A 14,472-nucleotide genomic window follows, 5' to 3' on the forward strand; every position below is an offset into this window, starting at 1 on the left:
GTGGCACGGGCGGTCTCAGCAAGTCGCGACTTGTACCGTCACAATCCCGTGATGCAGCAGCGAACCCGCATGCCTGAGGCGATACTTGCCTGGGTGTCCCTCGGGTTCCCGCAACTTCCCCCTCAAGATTCTGCGAACTCGTCGGCTTCTCGGATCCGGCGGGTACAACGCGGAGCTCCTGGCGCACGTTGTCGGGGAACGCGGCCGCGTGGTGTCCATGGACGTGGACCCGTTCGTGGTGCACCGCACGCAGCGGCTGTGCGCGGAAGCCGGAAGCGGCCGGGTCACCGCAGTCCTCGGTGACGGTGGTTTCGGCGCCCCCGGCCACGTCCCCGCCCGGGGGTTCGACGGGGTGGTGATCAGCCACAACGCGGCAGACATCGCGCCGTCGTGGCGGGAACAACTCGCCGAGGGAGCACGGCTGATCGTGCCGCTGGAGATAGGCGGCCACACCCGCTCGCTCACTTTGGTCCGGCGCGGCGACGTGCTGCACGCAGAGCACTGGACGTACTGCGGCTTCGTGCGGGACCGCGGTGCCGCCGCCCGCACCGCACCCGCCGTCCGCCTGGCCGACGGTGACGTCACCGTGCGGTGGGAGGACGGGGCGCCCAGCGACACTGCCGGGCTCGACGAGGCACTGCGCGGGCCCCGGCACGAGCTCACCACTGGCCTCGTGGTCCGGGGGACCTTCGATTTCGAGACCCTGCAGGTCTACGCCGCGACCACCTTGCCGGGGTTCTGTCGCCTGGCCGCCCCCAAGAGGTCGACGCTGGTGGCGCAGCAGGACGCGACCGCGATGCTGGCGGACGGCTCCCTCGCCTACCTGACCCATCGCATGGTCAACGACGCCCCTGATCCGGCCGACCGTCTGACCGAGTTATTCATCCACGCCTACGGCCCGGCCTCCGACGAGCTGGCGGAACGCTTCGCCGGCTGCGTGCGCACCTGGGACCAGAAGGTGCGCGAGAGCGGCTACCCACCGATGACCGTCCACGCGGCCGGAACGCCTGACGAGCAGCTGCCGGCCGGTGATGTGCTCGACAAGCCCTTCGCGAGGCTCGTCTTCCAGTGGCCCGGCCGCGTTCCCGACGGGACGCCCCTGCTCGTGGTGGGCGGACAGCGTGCCTGAATCCAACGAGCTGATCGCCGCGAGATCCGGGCCACCCGACGGCGAAGAGTCTTCGAGCGGTGGGCCGCCGGCCTCGTTCTCACCGCGGACGGGAGCAAAAGTGAATACCCCCACGCACGGTGACGCAGCCGCGGTACCCGAACAGCCGAGGATGTCCCAGGAGGAGTACGCCCGGTCACGGCACGCTGTCTGGTTGGGCACAGCCGCACTTGTGACTGACGAGCTGGGGCGAGTCCTGCTGGTCAAGCCGACCACCGTCCCCCATCACGGAAATCCCCGCTGAGGGAGTCGCCTGATATACACCTGCGCGGCTCTCTCGCATCGTCCAGCGTGGTCTGCTGCCGCAGGGCGACGTCCAGGAGCCACGGGGCCACGATCCGGCTCTCGACCAGGGCCCTGGTGCGGTCGACGGCGCCGGCCGCCGGCCGGCACCGCTCGTCGGGTTGCCTTCAATCCAGCCCAGGCGCTGTCACCACCCGAGAGCGTTCCGGGCGACGAGCAGCTCGCGGTCCAAAGCCCTCCGATCCCACCAGGGCCCCGGATCGCACCCCTGCTCATGTCGACCCACCGCATATCGGTCAACACCCGGTCACGGAGAGCCTCTTGCTGCACAGGGCGCCACCCGTGCCGCTCGGACGGCTCGGAGAGCATCACTTGTCCGGCACGGAACAGTGACAGGCTGGTGCGTTTCTCACTCAGCGGCACGGTTGGTGCCCGGCGGCCGGTCCGTCGCCGTCGCACCAGTACGTCCGCGGGCGGTCGGTGCAGCGCAGTGCCGCGTCCAGAGAGTGGCCGCACCGGCATACCAGCCGACCTGCCGGGCAGCGTTCAGTGTGGCTCCCCTCCACAGCACACCCGCCCGGAAGGACAATTCTGTGGATCTCAACGATTTGAAGCGGCAGGCCGTCCGTATCCACGACCTCTATGACGAGCTGAACCGTCGTGAGCGTGGCCGAGTCTGGACACGCGACGAGTTCATGCTCGGCTTCATGGGAGATGTCGGCGACCTGGCCAAGCTCGTCATGGCCGAAGAGGGCGCGAGGGAATACCCGGGTGGCCGCCCTGCACTGGAGCATGAACTCGCCGACTGTCTGTGGTCGGTGCTCATTCTGTCTCACCGCTACGGCGTCGACCTCGAAGGCGCCTTCCACCGCACCATGACAGAGCTCGACGAGAAGATCAGCGTCCGACTCGCTTCGGACGACGCCCCCACCCCATAGCCCACTGGCACTCTGCGACAGTTCCGCTCAGTGGTGGTGAATCCCGCCCTTCTCAGCGGGCATTTGCTGCGTAGCGGACGGCAGGATCCGGGCAGTTGGGGGCTCCTCAAGCCGCTGGAACCCAACAGTGCTCGCCAGAGGGCGGCAGCCAGGCGGCGCGTAGCCGGGGTACGGCGACGAGTTCACGGACACCGCTGGTGCGGGGGTGGCGCTGGGCGAGGTCGGTGACGATGGCGCGATGCTGGGGCGATGGCGCCCGGCGCCCCAGCATCCGCTGGTGCCAGGCCGTGGCCACGGAATTCACCGGCCCTCGGCCGTCGCCGCCGCGATCACCAAGTGAAGCGATCCGGGTCTGTTGGAGGCCCTTGCCACCCGTCGTAGCCGTCCTGGCTTGCACGGCTACGACCGCCCCTGGCCGACTGGTCGCAAACTGGCCGCTTCCAGTCGGCAGCCCCTGCGGGTACGCGTGCGCGTCTGCGCCGGTGCGGCCACACGGTGGTCCTGGCCCAGCGGGGCAGGACTGGGGAACGATCCCGACGTGCACGGCCTCCCACCCGGCACCGCGGCCCCCGCGCGAAGGTTCTGACATGCCATTGGCTGGAGCAATGGTCGGCCCGCAGTGTTCCTGGACAGCAGGATGGACGTCTTGCCCACATCATGTGCCAGGAGTCCCGCGTGTACAGGCTGTTTCAGTGGAGCCGCCAGGAACAACATCCGCATGCAGGCCCACACGGCGGCTCCGCCCTCCGACCGGGCAGCGTCCGTGCTCGCGCCGCTCGCTCTGCGACGGAGTGAGCAGTGAGGTGGCCGGGCCGCCCAGGGGCGGAGAGTGGCTGGGCAGCGACGCCCGGCGATGAGGGTCCACAGGTGCCGGCCGCGCCGGCGTGGATGCGCTGGCTGCCCGTCTTCTATGTCGCGGGCATCCTGGTGCTCGAACCGCTTACGCCCGTGCCGTGGCCGGTGAGCTTCCTGCTCATCGCCCTCCCCGTGATCGCCGCCTTCGCCCACGGCCCCGCTGTCGTCGCCGGCGTCACCGTGTTCGCGATCGCCTTCGAAGGAGTCCTGGCCGGCACCCCGTGCTGCGCGGGCCGCCCGGTGAGCTACGTGTGGGAGCGCCACTACGTGGCCGCCTACCTGAGCACCGCGGTGGTCGGCGTCCTCGGAACATTCCTGGCCGCCCACCGCGTGCGCCGGGAACGCACCCTCGCCAACGTGCGCTTCGTGGCCGAGATCGCGCAGCACGTCCTGCTCAGCCCGGTCCCGCACCGCATCGGCCCCATTCTGGTCGAAACCCTCTACCTGTCCGCCGCCGCGGAAGCACGTATCGGCGGTGACCTGTACGAGGCCGTTCCCACCACCTACGGACTCCGCATTGTCATCGGCGACGTCCGCGGCAAGGGCCTCCCCGCCGTCGAGACGGCCGCCACCCTCCTCGGCGCCTTCCGCGAGGCCGCCCACGACGAACCCGACCTCGCCGCCGTCGCCCGCCGGGCGGAGACGAGCATGAATCGCAGAGCCGCCCTCATGACCGGAAACAACGTGGGCGAGCGCTTCGTCACCGCTGTCTTCGCGGAGATCCCCCGCCGTCACGTGGTCCGCATCGTCAACTGCGGCCACCCCCCACCCCTCCTCATCCGCGCCGACGGGGTCACTGAACTGGAGACGTCCGACCCCGCACCGCCCCTCAACCTGGGCCTGCTCATCACCGAGGTCTACCCGATCGATGAGTACCCCTTCGGTCCCGGCGACCAGTTGCTGCTCTACACCGACGGCGTCACCGAGGCACGCGACCACACCGGGGCCTTCTACCCCCTCCGCCAGCGTGTCCTCTCCTGGGGCCCTCTCCAGCCCCGGGAACTCCTCGACCGCCTCCACCACGATCTCCTCGTCTACAGCAACAACCACCTCCACGACGACACCGCGGCCCTCGCCATCTACCACTTGCCCGAATAGAAGTACCCTGAGTAGAAGTACCTTGAAGATCTTGAAATCGCGCCCGCCTTGCATCGGTTCATACCAGTTGGATTTCCGGCGATCTGGCGCGAACTTGACGGTGAGAGCAGGACCTTCAGCGATCTCCGCGTCCTCCAGGTCCCGCAGGACGAGAACCCAGCGGTCCGACCACCCATGATGGGAGCATTTGAATCTCCCCACCCCCTGCTCGGCCCGACCCCGGAGTATCTCAGTTGGGTCCCCAGGCAGACGCGCGCTGACCTGCGGTCGGACGCCACGAGGGTGGGGCTGCCCACGACGGCTCCGAAACCGTGATCACATCAGCCGCTACCGAGATCGCTGCCTGAGCGGGGCCGCACAACCCCCGAGCACAGCCGAGCCATGCAAGTAGACGCCGACCAGGTCGGGGCGCAGTCCGGCGAGAGCGTCTGAGACCTCAGCGACGTAACGGACGACATCGGAGGGCACAAGAGCATCGGTAGCCACGAAGCCGATCGTACGGGCGACGCATGGAACTCCGCCAGTGTCACCAGGAGCGTGCTGAACCACTGGCCGACGAGCTGAAGAGGATCGGCCTTGCAGCCTTCAACGGGCGGTCACGGCGTTTCCGGTCAGCGGATGTCATGGTCGGGGTGGGTCCGGTCGTACGCGTGCCGTGCTTCGGCGATGACGGCGCGGTGGGCGAGTGACCAGTCGGCGAGTGCCTTGACCAGATGGGTCAGGTCCGCTCCGGTCTCGGTGAGGCGGTAGTCGACCTGGGCCGGGACTGTCGGATACACGGTACGCAGCACGAGGCCGTCGCGTTCGAGCCGGCGCACGGTGAGGGTGAGCATGCGCTGGGAGATGCCGTCGATGGCGCGCTGCAGTTCGCGGAACCGGCGCGGCCCGCCTGCGAGCTCGACGATCACGAGCACCGACCATTTGTCGCCGATGCGGTCCAGGACGTCGCGGATACCGCAGTCGGGGTGGTCCTGGCGGCCGCAGGGATCGAGGTCGGCGGGGGCGGTTACTCCGGTGTGCGTGAGTGACATCGAACTGCCTTCTTGTGGCCGGTGGGCGTGCGGTCAAGGATCAAGCGTAGTTACCGATGAGAACCACGACGGAAGACTGCGATTGACATGATCTTGGTGACAGGAGCAACCGGGAACCTCGGCTCTGCCACCCTTGCGGTGCTGCGGGCCAGTGGCGCCGCCGCGACGGGCGGCAGCCGCACACCGGGAGAGGGGATGCGGCACCTCGACTTCGACGACCACGCGAGCCTCGCTCTCACCGGGGTGTCGACCCTGGTACTGATTTCCGCCGGTTACGCCGAGGACGACCAGGTCGTCGGGCGGCACGCCGCGGTCCTGGACGCCGCCGTGCGCGACGGCGTCGACCACATCGTCTACACGAGCCTGACCACGGCCGGCGACCATCTCGGCTTCGCGGCGGCGCACCGTGTCACCGAGCGCCTTGTACGGGCGAGCGGATTGCCGTGGACGATCCTGCGCAACGGCCTGTACGCCGAACTCTTCGGCGGCCTGCTGATATGGGCCGGCGACGGCGTGGAGTCCGCGTTCGGGGACGGGGCCCTGGCTGCGGTCGGGCGGGAGGATCTCGCCGATGCCGCGGCGGCCGTTGCGGCGGATCCGGCCCGACACAGCGGGCGGGTCTACGACCTTGTCGGTACGCCGGTCACAGCGGGCCAGGTGGCCGACCGGCTCGGGGTCCCGCACCGCACCATCGGTCTGGGCGAGTACCGGCGCAGGCTCCTCGATGAGACGCCGGGGCTCCTGCCGTTCCAGCCGCCCATGCTCGCTTCGATCGCCACGGGGATCCGGCACGGCTTCCTGGGCGGCACCGCTCCCGACCTCACGGATCTTCTTGGCCGCCCGGCCCGCGATCCACTGGCGATGGCCGTGGCAGCCGCGTCCGCCACACGGCCGTAAGCAAGCCTCCAGCAGCGGTACCGCGCGCTGAGCAGCGAACCGAGTCCTCCCGGCAATCGTTTCCCGGGAGGACTCAGTTGCGTCTTTGGCCGCTCGGAGTCTCCGACAAGAAAGATCCTCCCCTCCACCTGCTGTTCGCTCCGCTACGAATCCGCTTGGTGCTGCTGGAGAACCTGGGCGCTCCAGGTGTCCACCACGGGACTGCGCCGGTGGAAGACGTTCGGCTGCACCGGGTCGCACGTCACCAGGAGAATGTCTCCCCCGATCGAGCACAACGTTCTACCGGACCCGTGTCGAGCGACGTCTGTGATGCCGCATGACCTCGAGGTGCAGCAGGTGCGGACCTGGGGGCAGGGGGATGCCCGGGATTCAGGTTGGCCGGAAACCTGCGGCGGATGCGGCCGAAGGGGTGACCATCCATCGAACGAGGGCGTTTCAGACACCCCGCCCCCGTGTGCCCGGCGCAAACCACGATATTCGCAAAGATGTCCAGGATTCCCCTCGCCGTCACCCGTTACGGCGAGCTGCGGGGCCCGTTCTTAGAGCACCCGTGCCATTCGATGACCTGCTGGAGGACACGATGACTTCAGTTCCCGCCTCCGTGCACGAGCCCCTCGGGTTCGAACGATCGCGGCCCGCCCCCGCCTGTCCCGCCGCTGGTGTACAGCGTTTCGGCGTGTCCGGTCGGCGCTCGGCGCGGCCGGGTGCCGGGTGCCTGCCGGTCCTGCCGCTCCCCGTTCCACACCCTCGGGTGCATGCCCGACAGTCCGGCCAACTCCCCGAAGCCGGGCGGTAATACCTTGAACACATCCCCGTCCTCCCGGCCCGCCAGCACTGCCGTCCTGATCGACAACGGCCGCGGCCAGTACCTCCTTCACCTGAGGGATGCACACAAACCGATCTGCGACCCCGGCACCTGGTCGCTGGTCGGCGGCGGGCGCCCGTGCCCGGCGAGACTCTGGACGAAGCGATCGCCCGCGAGATCCTCGAAGAGACGGGGCTCGTCCTCTCCGGTATCACCCGCTACAGGACCGTGCAGGCCCACGGCCCCAACCGCACCGAGGGGACCATCCAGGTCTACACGGCCAAGTGGGACGGTGCCGCCCATCAGCTTCCCGTCACCGAAGGGATCATGTTCGCCTGGCTCGACGTCGCTACCATGGAGCAGTTGTCGATGTGCGGGTGGGCACATGCGGTGCTCAAGGCCCACCACGCCGAGCACCCCGCTCCGTCGCTGCCCGAGCCGCCGGACGACGCCGGTCAGGGCGGGCCGGGAGCGGTGAGGAACGTGATCGGCGCGCACCTGTTCCTGGAGCGCGACGGCCGCACTCTGCTCGGTCTGCGTCACCCGGATGTGACGTTCGCGGGCGGCGAGTGGCATGCCCTGGCCGGTCATGTGGAGAGGGACAGCGTGCGCGCGTGCCTGGTCAGGGAGGCGTGTGAGGAAGCCGGGATCGTCGTCGATCCCGCAGACCTCGCCCTGGTGCACACCGTGCACCTGCTCGACGATCACGAGAACGCCGAACCCCGGATTCAACTGTTCTTCCGGGCGAGCCAGTGGTCCGGAGAGCCGGAGGTCCGCGAGCCCGACAAGTGCACGGCCTGGCAGTGGTGGCCGCTGGACAGCCTGCCGGGCCCCATGGTCCGCTACACCCGTGCCGCGATCGCGGGCATCCGTACCGGCACCGCGTACACCGAGCTCGGCTGGACGCCCGCAGTGCCTGCGACCGGTCGCAGGTGAACTGCGGTGAAAGCCGAATCCGGCACGGCCCGCGCGGCGGCCGTGGGCCGACCCGTCGTCCCGGCGCCGCCGCATTCGGCGTCACCCACAGTGATCCCGAACTGTCGGGGCGCGGCCGACGGCCTCTCGCCCGGCTGCACACCGGGCACCGCCCCTGCAACTCGTCGGCCGGAGAAGGCTCATGAACATTCCCCTTGCCCGAATCGCCACGTCCGGGACCCCGGCTACAGCCCGGCGACCGGTGGTTCGCCCAGCCGTTCCGGCAGACGCCGAGAGCATCGTCCGGCTGCGCTCCGCCCACGTCCTGTCCGAGCCCATGAACGAGGAGTGGATCCTGCGGTGCACCGAGGAGCTGGCGCCGCGGCTGGCACATACGGGGGACGCGCGAGCCTTCGTCATCGATACCGGGGACGGCTCGATCGACGCATGCGCCCTCGGCCTGATCCATCCCTTGCTCCCGACGCCGGCCTACCCCAAGGGCCTGGCCGCCCGCGTGCATGTCGTCGCTACGCGTCCGGACGTCCGGCGCCGCGGCTACGCCCGGGCCGTGGTGTCCGCGCTCCTCGACCACCTGCGCACCGAACAGATCACGCTGTTCGAGCTCCACGCCAGCGAGGAAGCGGCACCGCTCTACCGCGAGCTGGGGTTCGCGGGCAGTCCGGCACTGATGCGGATGGCGGCCACCGCTGCGCAGCCGACCGTCCCGGATCTGCGGCCGGAACACGTGGCCACCAAGTCGTCGCCGAAGCCGGAGCACTATGCCGAGACAGTCGCCAAGGCAACCATGTGGGCGTGTCTCTATTTCACCGACGAGGACGACCAGCCGCTCCAGGTGCACTCCGTCTACTCCCCCGCGTACCCGTGGCAGCTGGTGGGCGGCACGGTGGACCCCGGCGAGCACCCCTGGCAGACGGCCGTACGGGAGTGCGCGGAAGAAATCGGGATCACGCCTGCTGGGCAGCCCCGTCTCCTGGCCACGGTGTACAGCTTGCCCGGCGGCGGATGGCCCTACAGCACGATCGGCTGTGTCTTCGACGGCGGCCGGCTCACCGCAGCGCAGATCCGCGGCATCGTCCTCAACCCTGAGGAGCACGACGAGGTCCGCGTCCTGCCGCTGACCGGGTGGAAGGAGCTGATGCCGCCCGGCGACTTCGCCCGCCTCATCGCCGTGGAGGAAGCGCGCCGTACCGGCGTGGCCGCGTACATCGACTCCTGGGAATGGGGGAACAGTTGAGCATCACGCCGATGGCCAAACCGCGGTTGGCTGCGGCTGCGGCTGCGGCGAGCCACTCGTCCATGTCCGTCGGGCCCGGCAGCCCTACTGGTCGGTGGGCGCAGGAGCGGCCAGGACGGGGCCTCGCACACCTGCGTCAACACGTCCGCGCCCCGGCTGCTGCATGCCCGGCGCCAGCTGCCCGTAGGCCTTCGTCTGCTGCTCGTCGAGGGCTACCGGCTCCCGGCCCTGCCGCATACGACCTGGTCACCATGCGGCTGAGTGCTGCGTCCATCCGCGCCCGATAGCGCGTCCTGCGTGCTCTGGGCGCGCAGTTGTGGGAGGGCGGCGCGCTCGTCTTCGGCACGCCGGTCGTGGCACACCCCCCTCGGGAGCGTCGGCATCTCGCCCTGGACAAGGACGAGCTCTGCCGGATCACGGACGGTTTTGAGGAGGCCGCGAGGTTCGACGCACAGGGCCCGGCGGTGCTGGTGCTGCGGAGGGCGGGCGGGTCGTACACCGCGATGGAGAAGGGCCGTCCGACCGCGCGGGCGCCCGCGCGGCGCGCTCACCGTATCCGGATCACGGTGAGGGCGCCCGCCGGAGGCAGTCCTCAATCTGCCCGCGTCCTGATCAGCCGCCCCTCCGCCGTGCCGATCACCAGGTCGCCGTCCGGACCGGCGCTCAGGCAGGTAGGAGTGTAGACATGCCCGCCGAGGGTGAGCGTCCTCCGCTGCACCACCGTGCCCTCCGCTGCTCGCAGGGTGATCAGCTCACAGGCTCCGGCTCCGGCTCCGGTCACGGCGTGGACGAGATCGCCGTGCACGTCGACTCCGGTGACTCGCGTGTCGAAGCGATGTGCCCACGTCACAGCACCGTCCGGGTAACCGCGACGCACGAGATGGGTGCCGTCGCGCGCCGTACATGTGTGGACGAGCCCCGGCCCGGCGGTGTCGTCGACATACACGGCGGGACCACCGCGCAGATGAGGACCGAGGCAGTCACTCCAGGCGAGCGGGAACAGCCGTTCGATCCCGTCGGGGTCGGCCCGCACGACCCACTTCTCCAGCAGCTCCGGCCTCTCGTCCCTGTCCCCGCCTCCTTCCCCGTCGACGACGCCGACGCCGTAGAGGAAGAGCAGGTGGGGCGAGCGTCGAACCGGGAAGTCGTAGGAGCCGTCGCTCTCCCCCAGGGACAGGGTGGCCAACTGTCGCCCGGAAGGCGTGAGCACTACGCTCTCGTTCGGCGGCCAGCGCGGTCCGGGGAACAGCTCCCGGGAGTCCCGGGCCACCCAGGCACCGTCCGTGCGCGTGGCGATGGCGACCGGGAAGTCGAAGCGGCGTTCGGCGAGTTGGGCGCCGTCTGCGAGAGCGAACCGGAACAGCTGGGTGCGCCGGTCGCTGCTGTCGCCCGTCAGGACGGTGATCCAGACGCTCCCCTCGTCCGGGGTGACGTGGAGCCGGCAGCCGTTGCGTTGCCGGTCCTTGTCGGGTACCGAAACGGACCACTGCAGGGTGCCTTCCGGCGACCAGCACTCCAACAGGGGCCCGCTCTCTGCCGCAACGAGCACCCGGCCGTCCCCCAGCGCCTGTACAACGGCCGCTCCGGGCCGCCGGGTCCAGGCACGGCCCCTGTCGGCGGCGATGCCGGCAAGGTACCGCTGCGGTTGGTCGATGTCCGGTCCTTTGATGCGGCCCCAGTCGACCTCCGCGGGCACCTGCGGCCAGGAAACCAGCGCCGCGAGCACGTCGGCAGTAACGTCCTGCCAGTCCTCGCGCTCAGCAATGGTCCGTGTGTACGTCACCAGGCCCGGGTCTTCGTAGTCGACGACCGGCCGGGCGAACGTCACCTCCAGGCGGCTCGCGTCCCGCCAGCGCAGGGCACTGACACCGGCCCCGGCGACGGCCACGTCGGTACGGCGCCGGGTCTCCGGCTCGTACATGTGCAACCCGCCCCGCAGTTCGAACTCGTCGCCCTCCTCCGTGCCCACGGCCAGCACGGGCAGGGCCGGGTGGAAGGCGAGCCCTTCGATGCCCTGGTCCAGCACGATCCGGTCCCACAGGGCGAGGTCGCTCGTCCGGTAGACGAGGATCCGACCACGGTCTCCGCGGCCACTCGCGTAACAACTGACGGCGATCCAGCGGCCGTCCGCACTCACGTCGGTCGTGAAAGGGTGGCCGATCTCGGGGAACGGGTCGTCGGGTATCAGGCGCATCGCAGGAGCGTATCGTCCGGTGATCACCGCTGAACGGTCCGGTTGATCAGACCGGCCGACCAGCCCCGATGTTCGCACCGGCCGTCGGCCGCGCAGGGTCGCTCAGGGCCGCGCAGTAGGGTCGGGAGTCCTGGGTACGGCCGCTCCCGCCCGCGGCCCACGGGCGGAGCGGCCCGCCTCGCGCCGCAGTCTCCCGCCATCCGCGGCCCGGACAACGGGGAGGACGTGACTCCGCAGGAGAACGCCCGCGATCAGCTGGCCGCGTTCACCGTCCATGTCACCCGGCACCGGCCCGACCTCGACGGCTCCTGGAGTGGCAGCCCTGATCCCGCCCTGCACGATCACCTGGTCGAACTGCAGGACCTTCTGACACGACATGGCTGAGCTCCCCGTGCCTCGGACACCTCTTCGGGCGGGTCCTCCGCCAGGTGTGGGAGGCCACCACCCCGGACTGACGCCACAGCCGGTCGGCAACCACCTGTGGCGTCGCTCCGCGTGATCATTGCTGAGCAGCGCCCAGGGCATGGACCTCGTTCAGGATGGCACGCATCTGCGGCCCCGGCTTCTGGGCGTAGTCGCTGCCTGTGCAGCCCCTCCAGTCCCAGCAGCCCTTGGGATTGCCGCGCAGCAGACTGATGTCGGTCTGCGGGTAGAGGATCACCAGGTTGTTGGTGTCGGCGTACTCGTTGAGATGGGACTCCCGGGCGAACCGGTCGCCCACGAACTTGTTGTCGCTCATGCAGCCGTGCAGGGCGACGACCAGTCTGCACGCCGCCCCCGCCGCGCAGGAGTCCGGTGTGTAGAGGAAGCTGCTGCTTCCCCTGCTGTACCACTGGGCCAGGCCGCCCGGCACGTACCGGTTCTGGTCGTGCCGGGTGACCGTGCCCGACTGGGAGGCGGCCGGTGGGTTCACCTGTCCCAGCCAGTGGCCGAGCATCTCGCCCTGCGGATCATTGCCGCAGTTGATCAGGAACAGGTAGAACGTGGTGCCGCAGCTCAGCGGGGCGTTCGGGGTGGGCCGGCCATGCCCTGCCGGATCGGTGTCGTGGTACGCGACCCGGGCGCCGAAGTCGCGGTAGAGCTGGACTCCTTCGTCGCTCACCGAGGTTCGGACGAGAGGGTCCTTGGTGCCGTGGTACGTGTAGACGGGTTCGCCCGCCAGGTTCGACGCGGGATCGATCCGTCCCTCGGCCGACCAGCGGCGGACGATCTGCTCGATGCCTTCCGGGTCGGTGGAGATCAGCCCCGTACCGCAGGCGATCAGGCCTACGACGATGCCGCCCTTGCCGCAGTAGTACGGACCTGCGGCGACTATGCCCGCACCCTTGAAGGTGGCGGAGTAGGCGACCTGGAGCTGTGTGGCCATGAACCCGCCGGAAGAGATTCCGGTGACGTAGGTATCGGTGATGGTGGAGCACGACGAGAACCGCGGCAGCGATCTGGTGCACACCGCGCTCACCTACTTCGTGTGCGACGGAAACCTTAGCCGCACCGCTGCCGCTCTCTACGTCCGCGTCAACACGCTCTACCAGCGCATGGACCGGATCTCGGCGCTGCTCGGCCCGCGATGGCGCCACGGCGACCACGCACTGCAGGTCCATCTGGCCCTGACCATGCGGAGAACGGCGGGGTAGGGCATCGCCGTCGCGTGCCCACGGACACAACGATGATGCGCGTCGGGGTCGGGCACACGGCTTTGCTCCGCGGCGGCCGCCATCGCCCCTGCATGAGCCCCGGTGCCGGTGGCGTCGCTCCCGCGTGGCAGGCTGAGGCAGCGGTGAACAGGCAAGAAACGTGAGCGAGGAGTGGCGGAAGCGGTGCTGGTCGAAGAGGCCGTCTGGGCCTGGGAGCGCCCGCTCCCGCTCAAGTACGTTCTGGTCAGCGAGGAATGGGACGGGGAGCTGGTCGTGTGGGCGCGCTGCGCCGACGCCGACGGCCTGTTCGTCGAGCCGGCTCCGCGCCGGGAACGGCTGACCCTGGTGGACTGCGCCCCGACCGGGCGGCTGCGCAAGGCGGTCGAGCGCCTCCGCCGCCGGTTGCCCGCGCCGGACGCACCCGTCGAGTCCGCCGGACTCGGACAGCTCGACATCGTCGTGGACCGTCCCGAGCCCGGGGCCGATCCCGAGGACGGTCCCTTCTGGTCCCACGACGCGCACCGCTGGAAGCTGCTCGATCCCGTCGTGCTCGGCTGTCGGCCTTCGACCGGCGACGTGTCGCTGGTCGATGTGACCGTCGAGGCCGAGGTCGCCGGCCCGGTATGGCACCGGACCGAGCCCGCGGAGGCCCGTTGGCGGCTGTTCAACGGCACCGGCGGTGCCGGCCTGGGCAACTGCCGCCGGGCCGACGGTCTTTACGCCCATCGTCCGCTCCCATCGGCACCGCCGCTCCGGCTGATCGGCTGCGAGCCCGGTGAGCGTCTGCTGACCCGGCTGGTGCGCTCGCGCGCCGATGGCGATCGCGTCACACTGCTCGCCCTGGACCGGGCAGGCCGTGTGATGCGCCACCAGGAGCACATGCCTCTGGGAGTCGTCGCCTCCCGCCCGTCGGTGCTCGGCGGGGCCCTCGTGGACCTGTGGCTGGGCGAGGGCCCGGCGGTGCGGCCCGTACCGGCGGTCCGTCCGGTGTGGGACGCCTGGTTCGAGGGGCCGCCTGCCGAGCGCGGGGCGTGGGCCGCGTATCCACCCGAGGGCCGGGCCGAGTGGGCCGCCTTCGCCGCCGCACGGCAGGGAGCCGACGGGCCGCTGTCCGACCCCGTGCGGCACCTCGACGGCCGGCACATCACCGATGTGCCTGCGCTGGTGTGCGCGCTGGGCGAGGCGGTCGCCGGCCCCGGCGGCCACTACCAGCAGTGCTGGGGCGCCTTGCGAGGCTGCGTGTGCGGTGGAGAGCGGCCGCCCTCTCCATTCACGCTCGTCTGGCACGACGCCGAGGTGGCCCGGCGTGCGCTCGCCTCGGTGAGCGTGGACACGGCGGGCGAGACACCATACGTCGACGACGTGCTCCGGCTGCTCGCACAGGTCGGCATCACCGTGGAACTCCGCTGATCCTTCCCGCGGACTCCTGGCTCGCGACC

General features: G+C 70.0%; 12 protein-coding genes. 9 read left to right on the forward strand and 3 right to left on the reverse strand.

What is annotated here, in order from left to right; all coding sequences use genetic code 11:
* The first annotated feature begins 85 nt into the window (after positions 1 to 85).
* From OHA19_RS03535 to OHA19_RS03545, 3 genes are all read left to right on the forward strand, one after another.
* Positions 86 to 1,129 carry a hypothetical protein gene (locus OHA19_RS03535; protein ID WP_405749360.1) on the forward strand — a complete coding sequence of 348 codons (1,044 nt, stop codon included), beginning with the start codon at positions 86 to 88 and terminating at the stop codon, positions 1,127 to 1,129.
* An 875-nt stretch (positions 1,130 to 2,004) separates the two neighbouring features.
* Entirely contained in the window at positions 2,005 to 2,349 is a 345-nt protein-coding gene (locus tag OHA19_RS03540) for a nucleotide pyrophosphohydrolase (RefSeq protein ID WP_405720070.1), read from the forward strand.
* A gap of 867 nt (positions 2,350 to 3,216) precedes the next feature.
* Positions 3,217 to 4,302, forward strand: coding sequence for a PP2C family protein-serine/threonine phosphatase (locus tag OHA19_RS03545; RefSeq protein WP_405720068.1), 1,086 nt, complete (start codon positions 3,217 to 3,219; stop codon positions 4,300 to 4,302).
* A 611-nt stretch (positions 4,303 to 4,913) separates the two neighbouring features.
* On the opposite strand, the gene OHA19_RS03550 is transcribed toward OHA19_RS03545, so the two are convergent.
* Entirely contained in the window at positions 4,914 to 5,333 is a 420-nt protein-coding gene (locus OHA19_RS03550) for a winged helix-turn-helix transcriptional regulator (protein WP_405720066.1), read from the reverse strand.
* Between the two features lie 87 nt (positions 5,334 to 5,420).
* On the opposite strand from OHA19_RS03550, the gene OHA19_RS03555 reads away from it, so the two are divergent.
* From OHA19_RS03555 to OHA19_RS03565, 3 genes are all read left to right on the forward strand, one after another.
* Entirely contained in the window at positions 5,421 to 6,230 is an 810-nt protein-coding gene (locus OHA19_RS03555) for an NmrA family NAD(P)-binding protein (RefSeq protein WP_405720064.1), read from the forward strand.
* A 943-nt stretch (positions 6,231 to 7,173) separates the two neighbouring features.
* Positions 7,174 to 7,971, forward strand: a complete 798-nt coding sequence (locus tag OHA19_RS03560; protein ID WP_405720062.1) for an NUDIX domain-containing protein — start codon at positions 7,174 to 7,176, stop codon at positions 7,969 to 7,971.
* 241 nt (positions 7,972 to 8,212) lie between these two features.
* Positions 8,213 to 9,205, forward strand: coding sequence for a bifunctional GNAT family N-acetyltransferase/NUDIX hydrolase (locus tag OHA19_RS03565; protein ID WP_405720060.1), 993 nt, complete (start codon positions 8,213 to 8,215; stop codon positions 9,203 to 9,205).
* Positions 9,206 to 9,797: 592 nt separating this feature from the next.
* Here OHA19_RS03565 and OHA19_RS03570 read toward each other — a convergent pair.
* Positions 9,798 to 11,399 (reverse strand): hypothetical protein, encoded by a 1,602-nt coding sequence (locus tag OHA19_RS03570; protein ID WP_405749362.1) that lies wholly within the window; start codon positions 11,397 to 11,399, stop codon positions 9,798 to 9,800.
* A gap of 225 nt (positions 11,400 to 11,624) precedes the next feature.
* Between OHA19_RS03570 and OHA19_RS03575 the strand changes: the two genes are divergently transcribed.
* Entirely contained in the window at positions 11,625 to 11,783 is a 159-nt protein-coding gene (locus OHA19_RS03575) for a hypothetical protein (RefSeq protein WP_405720056.1), read from the forward strand.
* Positions 11,784 to 11,898: 115 nt separating this feature from the next.
* Here the strand turns inward: OHA19_RS03575 and OHA19_RS03580 are convergent, their stop codons facing one another.
* Positions 11,899 to 12,765 carry a hypothetical protein gene (locus OHA19_RS03580; RefSeq protein ID WP_405720054.1) on the reverse strand — a complete coding sequence of 289 codons (867 nt, stop codon included), beginning with the start codon at positions 12,763 to 12,765 and terminating at the stop codon, positions 11,899 to 11,901.
* A gap of 40 nt (positions 12,766 to 12,805) precedes the next feature.
* Between OHA19_RS03580 and OHA19_RS03585 the strand changes: the two genes are divergently transcribed.
* Together OHA19_RS03585 and OHA19_RS03590 are read left to right on the forward strand one after the other, a co-directional pair.
* The gene (locus tag OHA19_RS03585; protein WP_405749364.1) at positions 12,806 to 13,033 is read left to right on the forward strand and encodes a PucR family transcriptional regulator; all 228 of its coding nucleotides are present in this window, start codon (positions 12,806 to 12,808) and stop codon (positions 13,031 to 13,033) included.
* Positions 13,034 to 13,216: 183 nt separating this feature from the next.
* Complete coding sequence (locus OHA19_RS03590) at positions 13,217 to 14,443, forward strand: hypothetical protein (RefSeq protein WP_405749366.1); 1,227 nt, start codon at positions 13,217 to 13,219, stop codon at positions 14,441 to 14,443.
* Positions 14,444 to 14,472 lie beyond the last annotated feature (29 nt).

Origin of the sequence: Streptomyces sp. NBC_00012, assembly GCF_045040875.1 — a bacterium.
In the GTDB taxonomy this organism is placed as follows: Bacteria; Actinomycetota; Actinomycetes; order Streptomycetales; family Streptomycetaceae; genus Streptomyces.

Coding starts and splice junctions, on each gene's coding strand:
- OHA19_RS03550 (WP_405720066.1), bottom strand. CDS start 5,333: ATGTCACTCACGCACACCGGAGTAACCGCCCCCGCCGACCTCGATCCC.
- OHA19_RS03555 (WP_405720064.1), top strand. CDS start 5,421: ATGATCTTGGTGACAGGAGCAACCGGGAACCTCGGCTCTGCCACCCTT.
- OHA19_RS03580 (WP_405720054.1), bottom strand. CDS start 12,765: ATGGCCACACAGCTCCAGGTCGCCTACTCCGCCACCTTCAAGGGTGCG.
- OHA19_RS03570 (WP_405749362.1), bottom strand. CDS start 11,399: ATGCGCCTGATACCCGACGACCCGTTCCCCGAGATCGGCCACCCTTTC.
- OHA19_RS03585 (WP_405749364.1), top strand. CDS start 12,806: ATGGTGGAGCACGACGAGAACCGCGGCAGCGATCTGGTGCACACCGCG.